The 14,587-nt window shown below is 38.9% G+C and carries 15 protein-coding genes; 5 read left to right on the forward strand and 10 right to left on the reverse strand.

The annotated features are described in order from the left end of the window. Positions 1–43: 43 nt before the first annotated feature. The 3 genes from QLG01_RS08705 to QLG01_RS08715 all read right to left on the reverse strand — a co-directional run bounded on the left by QLG01_RS08705 (position 44) and on the right by QLG01_RS08715 (position 2,417). Positions 44–487 carry a VOC family protein gene (locus tag QLG01_RS08705; protein ID WP_282496258.1) on the reverse strand — a complete coding sequence of 148 codons (444 nt, stop codon included), beginning with the start codon at positions 485–487 and terminating at the stop codon, positions 44–46. A gap of 130 nt (positions 488–617) precedes the next feature. Next, positions 618–1,793, reverse strand: a complete 1,176-nt coding sequence (locus QLG01_RS08710; protein ID WP_282496259.1) for an acetyl-CoA C-acyltransferase — start codon at positions 1,791–1,793, stop codon at positions 618–620. Positions 1,794–1,901: 108 nt separating this feature from the next. Then, positions 1,902–2,417 (reverse strand): GspH/FimT family pseudopilin, encoded by a 516-nt coding sequence (locus QLG01_RS08715; protein ID WP_282496260.1) that lies wholly within the window; start codon positions 2,415–2,417, stop codon positions 1,902–1,904. 379 nt (positions 2,418–2,796) lie between these two features. Between QLG01_RS08715 and omp38 the strand changes: the two genes are divergently transcribed. Further along, positions 2,797–3,855 carry an outer membrane protein Omp38 gene (gene omp38 / locus QLG01_RS08720; RefSeq protein ID WP_056483428.1) on the forward strand — a complete coding sequence of 353 codons (1,059 nt, stop codon included), beginning with the start codon at positions 2,797–2,799 and terminating at the stop codon, positions 3,853–3,855. A 124-nt stretch (positions 3,856–3,979) separates the two neighbouring features. Here the strand turns inward: omp38 and QLG01_RS08725 are convergent, their stop codons facing one another. The 5 genes from QLG01_RS08725 to QLG01_RS08745 form a co-directional block, all read right to left on the reverse strand. After that, entirely contained in the window at positions 3,980–4,138 is a 159-nt protein-coding gene (locus QLG01_RS08725; protein ID WP_005309734.1) for a hypothetical protein, read from the reverse strand. A 3-nt stretch (positions 4,139–4,141) separates the two neighbouring features. Then, positions 4,142–5,347: an RtcB family protein gene (locus QLG01_RS08730; RefSeq protein WP_282496261.1), complete on the reverse strand. Its 1,206-nt coding sequence runs from the start codon at positions 5,345–5,347 to the stop codon at positions 4,142–4,144. A 266-nt stretch (positions 5,348–5,613) separates the two neighbouring features. Next, positions 5,614–7,074, reverse strand: coding sequence for an amino acid permease (locus tag QLG01_RS08735; RefSeq protein WP_004789223.1), 1,461 nt, complete (start codon positions 7,072–7,074; stop codon positions 5,614–5,616). A 21-nt stretch (positions 7,075–7,095) separates the two neighbouring features. After that, positions 7,096–8,109: a methyltransferase gene (locus QLG01_RS08740; RefSeq protein WP_013196891.1), complete on the reverse strand. Its 1,014-nt coding sequence runs from the start codon at positions 8,107–8,109 to the stop codon at positions 7,096–7,098. 59 nt (positions 8,110–8,168) lie between these two features. Then, entirely contained in the window at positions 8,169–9,527 is a 1,359-nt protein-coding gene (locus QLG01_RS08745; RefSeq protein ID WP_049838089.1) for a uracil-xanthine permease family protein, read from the reverse strand. 176 nt (positions 9,528–9,703) lie between these two features. Here QLG01_RS08745 and typA point away from each other — a divergent pair, with 176 nt between their 5' ends. From typA to QLG01_RS08760, 3 genes are all read left to right on the forward strand, one after another. Continuing rightward, positions 9,704–11,533, forward strand: a complete 1,830-nt coding sequence (gene typA, locus QLG01_RS08750) for a translational GTPase TypA (RefSeq protein WP_004789229.1) — start codon at positions 9,704–9,706, stop codon at positions 11,531–11,533. 258 nt (positions 11,534–11,791) lie between these two features. Beyond that, the gene (gene mscL, locus QLG01_RS08755; protein WP_107881246.1) at positions 11,792–12,223 is read left to right on the forward strand and encodes a large conductance mechanosensitive channel protein MscL; all 432 of its coding nucleotides are present in this window, start codon (positions 11,792–11,794) and stop codon (positions 12,221–12,223) included. A 141-nt stretch (positions 12,224–12,364) separates the two neighbouring features. Beyond that, positions 12,365–12,718: a gamma-glutamylcyclotransferase family protein gene (locus QLG01_RS08760; RefSeq protein ID WP_282496262.1), complete on the forward strand. Its 354-nt coding sequence runs from the start codon at positions 12,365–12,367 to the stop codon at positions 12,716–12,718. 10 nt (positions 12,719–12,728) lie between these two features. Here QLG01_RS08760 and QLG01_RS08765 read toward each other — a convergent pair whose 3' ends face one another. Both QLG01_RS08765 and mutM read right to left on the reverse strand, forming a co-directional pair. Beyond that, positions 12,729–13,019, reverse strand: a complete 291-nt coding sequence (locus tag QLG01_RS08765) for a peptidylprolyl isomerase (RefSeq protein ID WP_005309756.1) — start codon at positions 13,017–13,019, stop codon at positions 12,729–12,731. 19 nt (positions 13,020–13,038) lie between these two features. Further along, positions 13,039–13,863, reverse strand: a complete 825-nt coding sequence (mutM, locus tag QLG01_RS08770) for a bifunctional DNA-formamidopyrimidine glycosylase/DNA-(apurinic or apyrimidinic site) lyase (protein ID WP_282496263.1) — start codon at positions 13,861–13,863, stop codon at positions 13,039–13,041. Positions 13,864–13,938: 75 nt separating this feature from the next. Here mutM and QLG01_RS08775 point away from each other — a divergent pair, with 75 nt between their 5' ends. Then, complete coding sequence (locus tag QLG01_RS08775; RefSeq protein WP_144735112.1) at positions 13,939–14,505, forward strand: DNA-3-methyladenine glycosylase; 567 nt, start codon at positions 13,939–13,941, stop codon at positions 14,503–14,505. Positions 14,506–14,587 lie beyond the last annotated feature (82 nt).

The following is a 14,587-nucleotide window of genomic DNA, read 5'->3' on the forward strand; positions in this document are numbered from 1 at the left end:
ATAAAAAAATCCCGCAATTTGCGGGATTTTTTTATATTGAAAATTATGTATCAAGTTGGCAGTTAACCATCCACTTTATACCAAATTGATCGGTAAACGCTCCGTATAATGCCCCCCAGAACGTTTTTTCTAGAGGCATTTCAATTTGACCATTTACAGATAGAGCATCAAAAAGTTGTTTAGCTTTTTCTTGCTCGTCCTTTTCAAGATTAATTGCGATGTAGTGATTATTGCCTTGGGTAAAAACACTGTTAGGCGCACAGAATTGATCATTTGTATCTGATGCCATAAGTACAGTGTATTTATTGATAGGTAGAGAAACATGAAGAACCAGATTTTTGTCCGCTTCAGATAATGTCACACCTTCTGACGGTGGCATATCACCATAGCGACTCAACATGGCGAACTCGCCACCAAAAACTGATTTATAAAAATTAAAGGCTTGCTCTGCCTGACCTTGGAAATTGAGGTAGTGATTGAGTTGCATTGTTATTGTCCATTGTTGTTTTCGTTTAAAAGAATAAGTTAAAACTTAAAAGTGATTTTGTGGGTCATTTTTTGTAGTTTTTTCATAAAAAAATCCCACCGAAGTGGGATTTTAAAATAGTTAATTTTAATTAAATAAGTTCAATCGCAACGGCTGTTGCTTCACCACCGCCAATACAAAGTGCTGCAATACCTTTTTTTCCACCAGTACGTTTCAGTGCATGAATCAGCGTGAGAATAATACGAGAACCTGTAGAACCTACTGGATGACCTAGGGCACAAGCACCACCATTGATATTGACTTTTTCAGCATCAAGTTTGAAATCATCAATTGGGCACATGGTAACCATGGCAAAAGCTTCGTTAATTTCCCATAGGTCAACATCTTGCGCATTCCAACCCGCTTTTTTAAGAACTTTTTCAATAGCACCAACAGGGGCAATTGTAAATTCTGAAGGATGTTGAGAGTTTGAAGCTGTTGCAATAATTTTTGCCAGTGGCTGTAAACCACGTTGAGTAGCAACCTCACTTGAAGTTAATACTAATGCAGATGCACCATCTGAAATAGAGCTTGCATTTGCTGCGGTAATTGTACCGTCTTTTGCAAAAGCTGGTTTAAGCGAAGGAATTTTGTCAATTTTTGCATTTAGAGGTTGTTCATCTTGATCAACAACGACCTCACCTTTGCGACTAGGCACGGTAACCGAAACAATTTCATCTTTGAAATAACCTTCGGTAATTGCTGTTTGAGCACGTTTCAAAGAGCGAATTGCAAAGTCATCCATTTGCTCGCGTGTATAGCCACGAGTATTGGCCATATCTTGAGCAAAAGAACCCATTAAGCGACCAGTTTCAGCATCTTCAAGTCCATCAAGAAACATATGATCCTTAATTTCACCATGGCCCATACGATAGCCGGCACGTGCTTTTGGTAAAACATAAGGTGCATTTGTCATAGACTCCATACCGCCGGCAACAACAATTTCAGCACTGCCTGCTTTAATCATGTCGGTTGCTTGCATCACGGCTTTCATGCCAGAGCCACAAAGCTTATTAATCGTCACAGCACCTGTAGAATCAGGTAAACCAGCTTTGCGCATTGCTTGACGAGCAGGACCTTGTTTTAAGCCAGCAGGAAGAACACAACCCATAATGACTTCTTCGACATCAGTAGGTTGTAAACCTGCTCGTGCGATTGCTTCTTTAATCGTTACAGCACCTAATTCAGGCGCTGTAAGTCCTGATAGTGATCCTTGAAAACCACCCATGGCAGTACGAGCACCATTAACAATTACGATATCAGTCATTGTTGTAATCTCCGATTGTTCTTTATCTCAAATTAAGAAAACATTAAAACTTAAGCAGTATATTGCAAAATGGGGGATGGCTTGGATTCTGTATTAGACTGTAGAGTTCTAACAATTTTGAAGTTCTTCTAGGCGTACATGCCCCATTTTGCTAAGAACTAATTTAAAATTTTTAAGCTGATTATAAGAACAATAAGTAAAACTGCCGTTAGACTCACGTGGAAGTCCGGTATCTCCCTGAAATACGATACTATTTAATTTTTTGCCGAATTTTTGAAATTTCAAAGAACCATAATGATGATTAAGTTCAATATTGGTTAATATTTCTTCGTTGCTTTCTCTTTGTAGATTATGATTTGTGTCTACAAAGCTTATAAGCCTTGTATCCCAATTACTATTACATATAGACAAATCAACACTTGGGCAAAGTACGACACTCTTATGTCGTAGAATTGCGTCGTATTTGGCTTTTTGTATATGAATTGTGAGTAGTTGAGGCGTGTTTTTTAATTCCATTGAAGCCATAAATTGGTGGTATAAAGGAAGGGCTAGGGCGAACATAATCATAAGAATTGCGAGCGTTATAATGAGTTCCATCAATGTGAAACCGGGAGATTTAAACATTAAAATTCCTTAATATATAAAGAAATATTTTGATTTTATGCGTTCTATCAATGATTTATATGAATTTTTATAATGAGGAAACACAAAATTAAATAAAGGTTATCAGGACGCTAGAATACTGGTAAAATCACCCTAAGCGAAAGAAAGAAGTTGTTCATATTTGCTAGTTGAGTAAAAAATTACCGAATTACAACGGAAATTGTAAGTAATTTTGTCAATAATTTACTTGATTAAAATTATCAAGCACTTGGAAAGTCTATCAAGTGTTTGTATGATTCAAATGTGAATAGCTTAAAAATAATACTGGGGTAAAAATATCTCAGGGGCCAATAAATTTAGGCTGAGCTTGAACAACAATTGTTATCTCTGGAGGATATCCATGAAATTGAGTCGTATTGCACTTGCTATGCTTGTTGCTGCTCCATTAGCTGCTGCTAATGCTGGCGTAACTGTTACACCATTATTGCTTGGTTACACTTTCCAAGACACTCAACACAACAATGGCGGTAAAGATGGCGAGTTAACTAACGGACCTGAACTACAAGACGATTTATTCGTTGGTGCAGCTCTTGGTATTGAGTTAACTCCATGGTTGGGTTTCGAAGCTGAATATAACCAAGTTAAAGGTGATGTAGACGGTCTTGCTGCTGGCGCTGAATACAAACAAAAACAAATCAACGGTAACTTCTATGTTACTTCTGATTTAATCACTAAAAACTATGACAGCAAAATCAAGCCATACGTATTGTTAGGTGCTGGTCACTACAAATACGAGATTCCTGATCTTGCGTACCATAACGATGAAGAAGGTACTTTAGGTAATGCTGGTTTTGGTGCTTTCTGGCGCTTAAACGATGCTTTATCTCTTCGTACAGAAGCTCGTGGTACTTATAACTTTGACGAAAAATTCTGGAACTATACAGCTCTTGCTGGTTTAAACGTAGTTCTTGGTGGTCACTTGAAGCCTGCTGCTCCTGTAGTAGAAGTTGCTCCAGTTGAACCAACTCCAGTTGCTCCACAACCACAAGAGTTAACTGAAGACCTTAACATGGAACTTCGTGTGTTCTTTGATACTAACAAATCAAACATCAAAGACCAATACAAGCCAGAAATCGCTAAAGTTGCTGAGAAGTTAACTGAATACCCTAACGCTACTGCACGTATCGAAGGTCACACAGATAACACTGGTCCACGTAAGTTAAACGAACGTTTATCTTTAGCTCGTGCTAACTCTGTTAAATCAGCTCTTGTAAACGAATACAACGTTGATGCATCTCGTTTGTCTACTCAAGGTTTCGCTTGGGATCAACCGATTGCTGACAACAAAACTAAAGAAGGTCGTGCTATGAACCGTCGTGTATTCGCGACAATCACTGGTAGCCGTACTGTAGTTGTTCAACCTGGTCAAGAAGCGGCAGCTCCTGCAGCAGCTCAATAATTTGGGTTCTTGAACAGTAAAAAAGCGACTCGTTAGAGTCGCTTTTTTTATTGCGATTTTTAAAATATTTAGTCATTTCTATATCTCCTTAATAATAATTACTTTCGATCTTGGTCTAAATTATTTACCAATCACCTTTTCTTAATTGCTGTTTAGCATCTTGTCTATCTCTACGATGTTGAGCACGAGGTTTCTCCGTTTCATGCATTCCACCTTTGTGCAGTAAAGGGGAAAGAGCTACTTGATTACGGACTTTGATTTTTGGCATTTCTTTAATTTTCATGTTTTAACCTTTAATACATAAAACTTGTTTAAGTGTGTGAACAACTTCAATGAGGTCAGCCTGATTTGCCATGACTTCATCAATATCTTTATAAGCACTTGGGATTTCATCGACAACACCACTGTCTTTGCGGCATTCAATACCTTGGGTTTGTTCAATAAGATCTTGCTGGTTAAAAAGAGTTTTTGCCTTGCTTCGACTCATCTTGCGACCGGCTCCATGAGAACAAGAACAAAATGACTCGGGGTTTGCTTTACCTCTGACGATATAAGAGCGTGCTCCCATTGAACCTGGAATAATGCCTAATTCATCTAAGCCTGCTCGAATTGCACCTTTTCGGGTAATCAATAAACTTTCACCGAAATGTGTTTCACGGCTTACATAATTATGATGACAATTAATAGCCTCTTTGGTCATTTGAAACGAGGGTAGAAGTGGGCGAATCGCTTCTAAAATTAAACGCATCATTTCCTTGCGATTTTCAAAAGCATATTCTTGGGCCCACTCTACAGCTTCTACATAATCATCAAAACTGTTTGAGCCTTCGGTAAAATAACTTAAGTCTTTATCTGGTACGTGACCAAAACGATGTTGTGCTTCTTTCTTGGCTAATTCAATAAAATAAGTGCCAATAACGTTACCCAGTCCTCGGCTACCTGAATGTAGCATTACCCATACGTCTTGATTTTCATCAATACATAGCTCGATAAAGTGGTTGCCACCACCTAAAGTACCAAGTTGCTTTTGCCATGTTGCATCAAATTGTCGAAGCATTCGAACAAGTCCAGGATGCTTTTTGATAATAGGCTCTAAGCGTTTTTCAAGTGGAATAATGCTAGAAGCTTTTGCTTTAACTTGTTTATGCAAAGCAAATCCGACTGGTACTTTACGTTCGATTGCATCGCGTAAACGACTTAAGTTATCAGGCAATTGCGAGGCCTTTAGACTTAAGCGAATTGCATTCATTCCACAGCCAATATCTACACCTACAGCAGCTGGGATAATGGCATGTTTAGTTGGAATAACACTGCCTACAGTCGCACCTTTTCCTACGTGAACATCTGGCATAACAGCAATATGTGAATATATAAATTGCAGCTGTGCTATTTTCTTGAGTTGTTCGATACTTTCACTATCTATATCTTGAGTGAAAATTTTAACGGGAACACCGTAAAGTGCTTCCTCATTTAATATTTTTTGTATGCCCATAATTTTTCTCTTATTTTTGTCCGAGCAGGCATAAAAAAACCTAGCGAATGCTAGGTCTTAAATTTGAGCATTCGGACAAGTGAAGTGAATTTGTACACTTGTCCGTGAGCTGACATCGTGCCAAATTATTTAATCTGTTTTACCTTGTAGTGTTGGCATGATGTCCTCCTTATTTAAAAGCGCCGTTGAAAATCTGAACGGCATTTTACGCTTTTTTAATCAAAGATCAAGCTTTTGATCTCTGATTTACTTTTAATTACCGATTCTTAGTCTTGCTCTGGCTTCACATTCATTTGATCATAAGCGATCAGTTTAGTTTTATTTTTCCACTTATAGCCTAACCAAATAATTAAGAATAATGGCAAACTAATATAAGTTGAAAGTAGGCCTAACCAGTCAATTTTTCCACCTAAAATGGCTTGATAGTTCTGTCCTAAGATGATGATTGAACAGAGAATAAATGCAAACCAAGGAGCAAATGGGAAAAATTTGGCGCGATATGCTAAATCTTCTAATTTATATCCTTGAGCAATATAACCTTTACGGAAACGATAGTGTGAAATAGCAATGCCCAGCCAGACAATGAAACCACACATCCCTGACATATTCAGTAGCCAGTTAAAGACTTGTTTTTCACCAATAAACGTTGTCAAGAAACAAAAAGCGGCAATAAATGTGGTGGCATATAGTGCATTCATTGGAACGCCACGACCATCAAGTTTTGCAAACCACTTTGGTGCACGACCTTCCTGAGCCATTTTAAATAACATACGAGTTGATGAATACATGCCTGAGTTACCTGCTGACAAAATAGCAGTAAGAATGACAGCATTCATTAAACCAGCTGCAAAAGCAAAGCCAACTCTTTCATAGAGCAATGTAAACGGAGAAAGTGCAACATTTTCAGTGGTAGCAGCTTGTAATAAATTTGGGTCATCATAGGCAATTAGCGTACCGATAATGAAGATACATAAGATATAAAATAATAAGATTCGCCAGAAAATCTGTTTGATTGCAAGTGGAATCGTTTTCTTTGGATCTTTAGATTCACCAGCAGCAACCCCCACCATTTCAGTCCCTTGGAAGGAGAATCCGGCAATCATTGCTACACCGATCATGGCCTGTAAACCACCAACAAAAGGTGCTTCTTTATAGGTCCAGTTTCCAAAAGCTGCGACACCTGGAGTTAGCATAATTTTAATGATCATGGCTAAGCCAATGATAATAAAGGCAACGATTGCGATCACTTTTACCATTGAGAACCAGAATTCGCTTTCGCCGAATCCTTTTACTGTCATGGCATTGATTGCAAAAATTACGATGAGGAACAGGGCACTCCAGTAAAACCCTGGAATATCAGGGAACCAGAACTTCATAATAAACTGAACCGCAACAAGTTCGAATGCAACTGTAATTGCCCAGTTATACCAGTAGTTCCAACCTAAAGCGAAGCCAAAGCCTTCTTCGACATAACGACTACCATATGTAAAAAAAGCTCCAGAAGTTGGATTGTGGGTTGCAAGCTCACCTAGACTGGTCATTAAGAAGTAAATCATAATACCAATAAGAGAATAGGCGAGTAGTGCTCCACCCGGGCCAGCATTTGCAATGGTCGATCCAGAAGCAAGGAAGAGGCCTGTACCAATGGAACCACCAATGGCGATCATATTCAGATGACGAGCTCCAAGCTTACGCTGGAGTTTTTCAGGAGCATGTGTTTCGCTCATGGAGATTCCTTACATAGTTTGTTATGCACAGGCATATAACACCTTAAAGCCTTGAAGATCAGTTTTAATCTGGCACTGACCAAAGTGCTTCTCAATTAAGATCGGATAGTTTAAAAAACGGTTTGCTACAATCCATAGCTCACCTGATGCCTTTAAATGTTTTTTAGCGTTTTGGCAGAGTCCTTCACTTGCATCATAGTTGGTATGAATACCTTGATGGAAAGGAGGATTACTGACAATGGCATCGAGTTCTGTTGGAGCGTCTGCAATACCTATGACAGGCTGCAATCTCAACTGGTCTGAACCTATTCCATTTCGACTAAAAGTCATTTCCGTTGACCGTAAAGCGAAAGCATCAATATCTAGGGCATGAATAATATTACTTGAATTTATTTTTGCCAAATAGCAACTGATAATTCCAGCACCACACCCGAAGTCGGCAATTCTACCTGATTTCACCTGATTAAGATAAGGGAGTAAAACAGCAGTTCCGACATCTAGATGATTTTGGCTAAAAACACCGGGGAGGGCACAAATCGTAAGCTCTTGTTCATTAACCTGAACAGTATAGGTTTTAAGCCATTTTTCTAGAGGTTTAATTTGTTCTGTTTTCTCAATCTTTAAGTGCCATAGCTGACAGTGACGTGCACTATCAAGTTTTAGTACTTTGCCAAAGCTTTGTAATTGTTTGGCGGCTCTTTCTACGCCACCTTTTTTTTCACCGACTAAAAAAACAGATTGATTGGTTTTAAGATGGCTCATCACTACATGTAATATGTAATTTAAGAGTTCTTTAGATTTTGGAACAAAAATAATTGCTTGGTCGAATTCTTGTGAGGGAAACTCAACTGAGAAGTGAGCTTTTGTTCCACTATTTATAAATCCTTGATAGTCGGCATGGTTCCATGTCCAGACTGACGCATCAGTCCCAGCTGGTAATTGACTGACTAAGGCATCATTCGGTGCATTAATTAACAAGATACTACCTTTCAAATAGTCTTGCTGTCTTAATACCACTTCACTTCTAGGATCCATGTACATCTCTCATGAAGAAGAATGCCCAGTGGGAGCTGGGCAGTAATCAAAATTAAAAGTTATTTATGCGTTTCAGGAAGCACAACATTTAAAATTAATGCTGCTATACCACCTGTTGCCACGCCAGAGCTAAAAATATTTTTAAATAATTCTGGAAGATGCTCTAAAATTTGGGGAACTTGAGCAACACCCAAACCTAATGCAAGTGAGATGGCAATAATTAATAATGCTCGGCGATCAAGGTGAATAGATGAAAGAATATTAATGCCTGATGCAGCTACGGCACCGAACATCACCATAACAGCGCCGCCTAAAACTGCTTGAGGAACTGCTTGTATAACACCAGCTACCGCAGGAAATAGACCTAATAAAATAAGTAATCCAGCAATCCAGATACCTACATAGCGGCTAGCCACTCCAGTGAGTTGAATTACACCATTATTTTGAGCGAAAACAGAACTTGGGAAAGTATTAAATAATCCAGCGAGTAAAGAGTTTGCACCATTTACTAATACACCACCTTTAATGCGTTTCATCCATTCAGGACCATTAACGGGTTGGTTAGAAAGTTTACTGGTTGCTGTCACATCACCAATGGCTTCTAAAGAGGTCACCAAATAAATGAATGCCATTGGTATGAATAAGCCCCATGAGAAGCTCAAACCAAAGTGCATTGGTGTTGGAATTTGTACGAGGGGTGCATCTTTAATACTAGAGAAATCTAGATGTCCCATAAATCCAGCAAGAATGTAGCCAATCACTAGCGCGATTAAAATAGCTGAGCTTTTAATCCAAACCACTCGAATACGATTCAGAACGATAATAATCGCAAGTACGGTACATGACATAATAAGGTTGTCTGCACTTGCAAAAGTATGGTCTTGCATGGCTTGGTAGCCACCACCCATACTAATCAAGCCTTCTTTAATAAGCGTTAAGCCAATTAATAAAACAACAATACCTGTCACCAAAGGGGTAATTAGTCTTTTTACCCATGGAAGAATTTGCGAAACACCCATTTCAATAAAGGAGCCAGCAATTACTACACCGAAAATTGCAGCCATAACTTGGTTGACTGGTGTTCCTGCGGCAACCATTGCACTACCAATACCAATAATAGGACCAATAAAGTTAAAACTTGTGCCTTGAACAATAAGAAGACCTGCACCAAACGGACCAACTTTTTTACATTGTAGAAATGTAGCAATACCCGAAATCACCAAAGACATCGATAGAATCATGTTGGTTTCAGTGCGTGAAACGCCTAAAGCTAAGCAAATTAAAAGGCCAGGTGTAACAATTGGTACAATAATCGCAAGCAAATGCTGGAAAGCTGCTAAAAAAGCGATCAAAGGTTTTGGTCGATCATTTAAACCATAAACAAGGTCTAAATGGTCTTGAGAGTGTTGATTGGACATGGGTGTAGGTCTGCCGCAATTTTGCAAATTGGCGCTATTCTAATCGAGATAACTATCTTTACAAAACGAAATACAGGCTATTGGAAATTTTTTTGTCAATGTCAATAAACTGTCACTACTAAAATCTATAATTTTTCTGTATAATTTGCCCTCAAGTTTCAGGCTTATCGAATTCTATGTCAGATATCAAAAATCTCCGCAATATTGCAATTATTGCCCACGTCGACCACGGGAAAACCACACTTGTCGATAAATTACTTCAACAATCAGGTGCTCTTGGTGATCGCGCTGGTGAGATTGAGCGTGTCATGGATTCGGGCGCTATTGAAAGTGAACGTGGTATTACCATTCTTGCAAAGAACACTGCAATTAAATGGACCGATGCTCGTACGAATACAGAATACCGTATTAATATCGTCGACACCCCGGGACACGCCGACTTCGGTGGTGAAGTTGAACGTGTAATGTCGATGGTTGACTGTGTATTGTTATTGGTTGACTCTCAAGAAGGTCCAATGCCACAAACTCGCTTTGTAACTCAAAAAGCGTTTGCTCGTGGTTTAAAACCAATCGTAATTATCAACAAAGTTGACAAGCCAAGCGCGCGTCCAGACTGGGTTATTGACCAAGTATTTGACTTGTTCGACAACCTTGGCGGTTCTGACGAACAGCTAGACTTCCCAGTTGTTTATGCATCTGGCTTACGTGGTGTTGCTGGTCCTTCTCCAGAAGAATTGGCTGATGACATGACGCCATTATTCCAAACAATCGTTGACATTGTTGAACCACCAGCAGTTGATGCAGATGGTCCATTCCAAATGCAGATCTCTTCACTTGACTATAACAGCTTCGTAGGTGTTATCGGTGTTGGTCGTATTCAACGTGGTTCAATTGGTTTAAATACACCTGTAACTGTTATTGATAAAGACGGTAAGACACGTAACGGCCGTATCTTAAAAATTATGGGTTACCACGGTCTAGAGCGTGTTGATGTTGATTCTGCTCAAGCAGGCGATATCGTATGTATTACAGGTATTGATGAACTTCATATTTCTGACACGATTTGTGATCCGAAAAATGTTGAAGCTTTACCACCATTGTCTGTAGATGAACCTACAGTAACAATGACTTTCCAAGTAAACAACTCGCCGTTTGCAGGTAAAGAAGGTAAATTCGTTACTTCACGTAACATCCGTGAACGTTTAGACCGCGAATTAATTCACAACGTAGCATTACGTGTAGAAGACACTGACAGTCCAGACCGTTTTAAAGTATCTGGTCGTGGTGAACTTCACCTTTCAGTTTTAATTGAAAACATGCGTCGCGAAGGTTTCGAAATGGGCGTATCTCGTCCACAAGTAATCTTGAAAGAAGTTGACGGTGAAAAACAAGAACCTTACGAAAACGTTACATTTGACGTTGAAGAACAGCACCAAGGTTCTGTAATGGAACAAATGGGTAACCGTAAAGGTGAAATGACAAATATGGAAGTTGACGGTAAAGGCCGTATCCGTATTGAAGCAACTGTACCTTCACGTGGTTTGATCGGTTTCCGTTCTGAATTCTTGACCATGACTTCTGGTACAGGAATCATGACTTCAAGCTTCTCTCACTACGGTCCGATGAAACAAGGTACTGTTGCGAAGCGTCAAAACGGTGTGTTGATTTCTATGGTTCAAGGTACTTGCCTTGGCTATGCATTGTTCAGCTTGCAAGACCGTGGTCGTCTATTCGCTAAACCACAGTTAGAAGTTTACGAAGGTATGATCGTAGGGATTAACTCACGTTCAGACGATATGGTGGTTAACCCAACTAAAGCTAAACAGTTAACTAACGTACGTGCTTCTGGTACAGATGATGCTTTAACTTTAGTACCTGCAATTGAATATACGCTTGAACAAGCGCTTGAGTTCATTGAAGATGATGAATTAGTTGAAGTAACACCTAAGTCAATCCGTATCCGTAAGCGCTGGTTGACTGAAAACGAACGTAAGCGTAACAAATAAGTTATTCTTATCTTCGGATGATAAAAACCGCTGATTTCGATCAGCGGTTTTTTTAATCGTTCTATTTAAAATTAAACTAAGCTTAAAATCATATTTTTCTTATCAGAGAATATGTTGTTAAAGTGTGAGATAGTTTTCTTTTTTTTGATAAAAATATTAAATTATCAATATCATGGCGAGTACTATCTAAATCGATAAGATGCCATTGAAAAAGAAAAATATGACGTGTTTCGGCCCCCGACATCTGGAGATGTTTAGATGAGTATTATTCAAGAATTTAAAGAATTTGCCATTAAAGGCAATATGATGGATTTAGCCATTGGTGTGATTATTGGTGGTGCTTTTGGCAAAATCGTGGACTCTTTAGTAAAAGATATTATCATGCCAATTATTAGTGTGATTACTGGTGGTGGTGTTGATTTTTCGCAGAAATTTATTGTGCTAGGATCCAACCCTACCAATCTGCAATCTTTAGATGCTTTGCAAAAAGCAGGTATCAATGTTTTAACTTATGGTAATTTCCTCACCATTTTAATTAACTTCCTAATTTTGGCTTGGGTAGTGTTCTTAATGGTGAAATTATTAAATAGACTTCGTCGTGATAAGAATGAGCCAGAAGCTCCAGCTGCAACTCCTGAAGATATTCAGTTATTGCGTGAAATTCGCGATGAGTTGAAAAAGCAAGCTTAACAATATTCTGAATTAATAAGAAACGGTACCGAAAGTGCCGTTTTTTATTGCTTAGTATTTTATACTGGACTAAAGATATTGATAAAATAAAAAGGCTACCGATAGGCTCAACTACGTACAATGTGAAAAGGATATAAATAAATGAATCAGCTTTTTGTGTATGGTACTTTATGTCCGAATAAAGCAAATGCTCATATTTTAGAGCAGATTGGTGGAAGCTGGACAAAAGCTAGTGTGCAGGGTGTGATTCATATTTTAGATTGGGGTCCTGACAAAGGCTTAAAAGCGCTTGAGTTAGATTCGCAAGCGGATTGGGTAGAGGGTTATTTGTTTAGTACGGAAAAACTTGCTGAAAAATGGCAAATGCTTGATGACTTTGAGGGTTTTCAATACCAGCGTGTCATCGCAGATGTGAAATTAGAATCGGGTGAGTGTGTTAAAGCCTGGACATATCAACTGAATGAACAGGCTCAAGCTTCTGAAAAAAATAATTAAAATAATGGAATCAACGTAAGCTGCCCATTCGGAATTTAACTTCTAAAAGATGATAGCCAAACTGGCTTTTGATTGGGCCTTGTAAAACACGTTCAGCAGCTGTAAAAACAACTTTGTCGATGACTGGCACAAGTTGTCCTTTTTTGACTTCGCCAAGTTCACCGCCACGTTTTGCCGAATTACAGGTAGAGTATTGCTTGGCAATTTTTGCGAAGTCGGCACCATTTTGTAACTTCTTTTTTAGCTGCTCAGCTAAGTCTTTATCTTTGACTAAAATATGACGGACAATTGCTGTTTGCATGTTGTCTTTCTCCAAAAAATTAAGGCTTTCTCAGCTTTTTAAGTGGTTGGCACTGTGGGCAAAATACGCTGGCACGCTGACCAAGTTTTAAGTTTTCTAATGTGGTTTCACAGTTAACACACATTTCTCCAGCACGACCATAAGCAAGTAGAGTTTGCTGGAAATAACCATTTTCACCCATGGCATTGCTGTAATCTCGTAAAGTCGAACCACCTAAATCAATTGCTGACTTTAGAATTCGTTTAATCTCAACCACCAACTTTTCAATCTGATGCATGCTTAAATCACCAGCAGGTTGTGCTGGGTGAATGCCAACATTAAATAAGCTTTCAGTTGCATAGATATTGCCTACACCGACGACTACATGATTATCCATGAGTGCAATTTTTATGCCGACAGCCTTATTCTTGAGTTTGGAAGCTAAATATTCTGCATGAAAGTCAGCACTTAAAGGCTCAGGTCCTAAAGTGTCAATGAGTTTGCCTTGAGTTTCCGTATTAAGCCAAAGAATACAACCGAAACGACGCGGGTCATGATAACGTAATTGCTGATCTTCAAATTGAATAATTAAATGATCATGTTTTCTCAGCTCATCATTTGGTTGGCACAGGCGAAAACTACCCGACATGCCTAAATGCCAGAGCATTTGATCTTGTTCAAACTCTGCCAAAATATATTTTGAACGTCGATTTAACCCAATGAGGCGTTGCTCAACGAGTTTTTGAACATCATCTGGGATAGGCCAACGTAAGCTCGGATTACGCACTTCAATACTTAGAACTTTTTGATTCAATAGAGGAAATAAACTAGTTTTGGTTGTTTCGACTTCGGGTAACTCAGGCATGCCAACTCGCAGAATTAACAGATATACTGGATTAATCAAGTATAACGTGTGGTATCTAATATTTCAGAGATTACTATGTCAGATATTTTACCATTAAGCTGGTTTCAACGTGAAACCTCCGAAGTGGCTTATGACCTAATTGGCTGCGTATTATGTAAGCGACAACCTGATGGTCAAGTCATCCGTTGCACAATTAGTGAAACAGAAGCTTATTTGGGTGTTCGTGATAAAGCTTGCCACAGCTACAATGACAAGCGCACAGCACGAACAGATGTAATGTATCGCTCTGGCGGTACGATTTATGTCTACTTAATTTATGGCATGTATGAAATGCTCAATCTGATTACTCAGACAGAAGGCATCCCTGAAGGGGTCATGATTCGTTCTGCATTTTTAAATGGTGCTTCAACAAAAAAAGAATATAAGCTTCTAGCTGGACCCGGCAAACTGACACGCTATTTGGGTATTGATCGGACTTTAAAAGGTCAAACCTTGGGAGAGGAGTCTGGACTATGGATTGAAGCAGCTTCAACGCAGCCAGAAGTGGTATTGACGCCACGGATTGGAATTGATTATGCCGAAGAAGCAAAAGATTGGCCTGAACGTTATTGTTGGAAAGATCATCCATCTTTGAGTCGATAATTCTAATCTGGAAATCAATTTTTAGATATTGATGAAGAGTGTTCTAGATTTACAACAATGCAGATCGAATTCTATATCCAGA

The sequence above is a fragment of the Acinetobacter sp. V89_4 genome, from assembly GCF_029967875.1.
GTDB lineage: Bacteria > Pseudomonadota > Gammaproteobacteria > Pseudomonadales > Moraxellaceae > Acinetobacter > Acinetobacter oleivorans.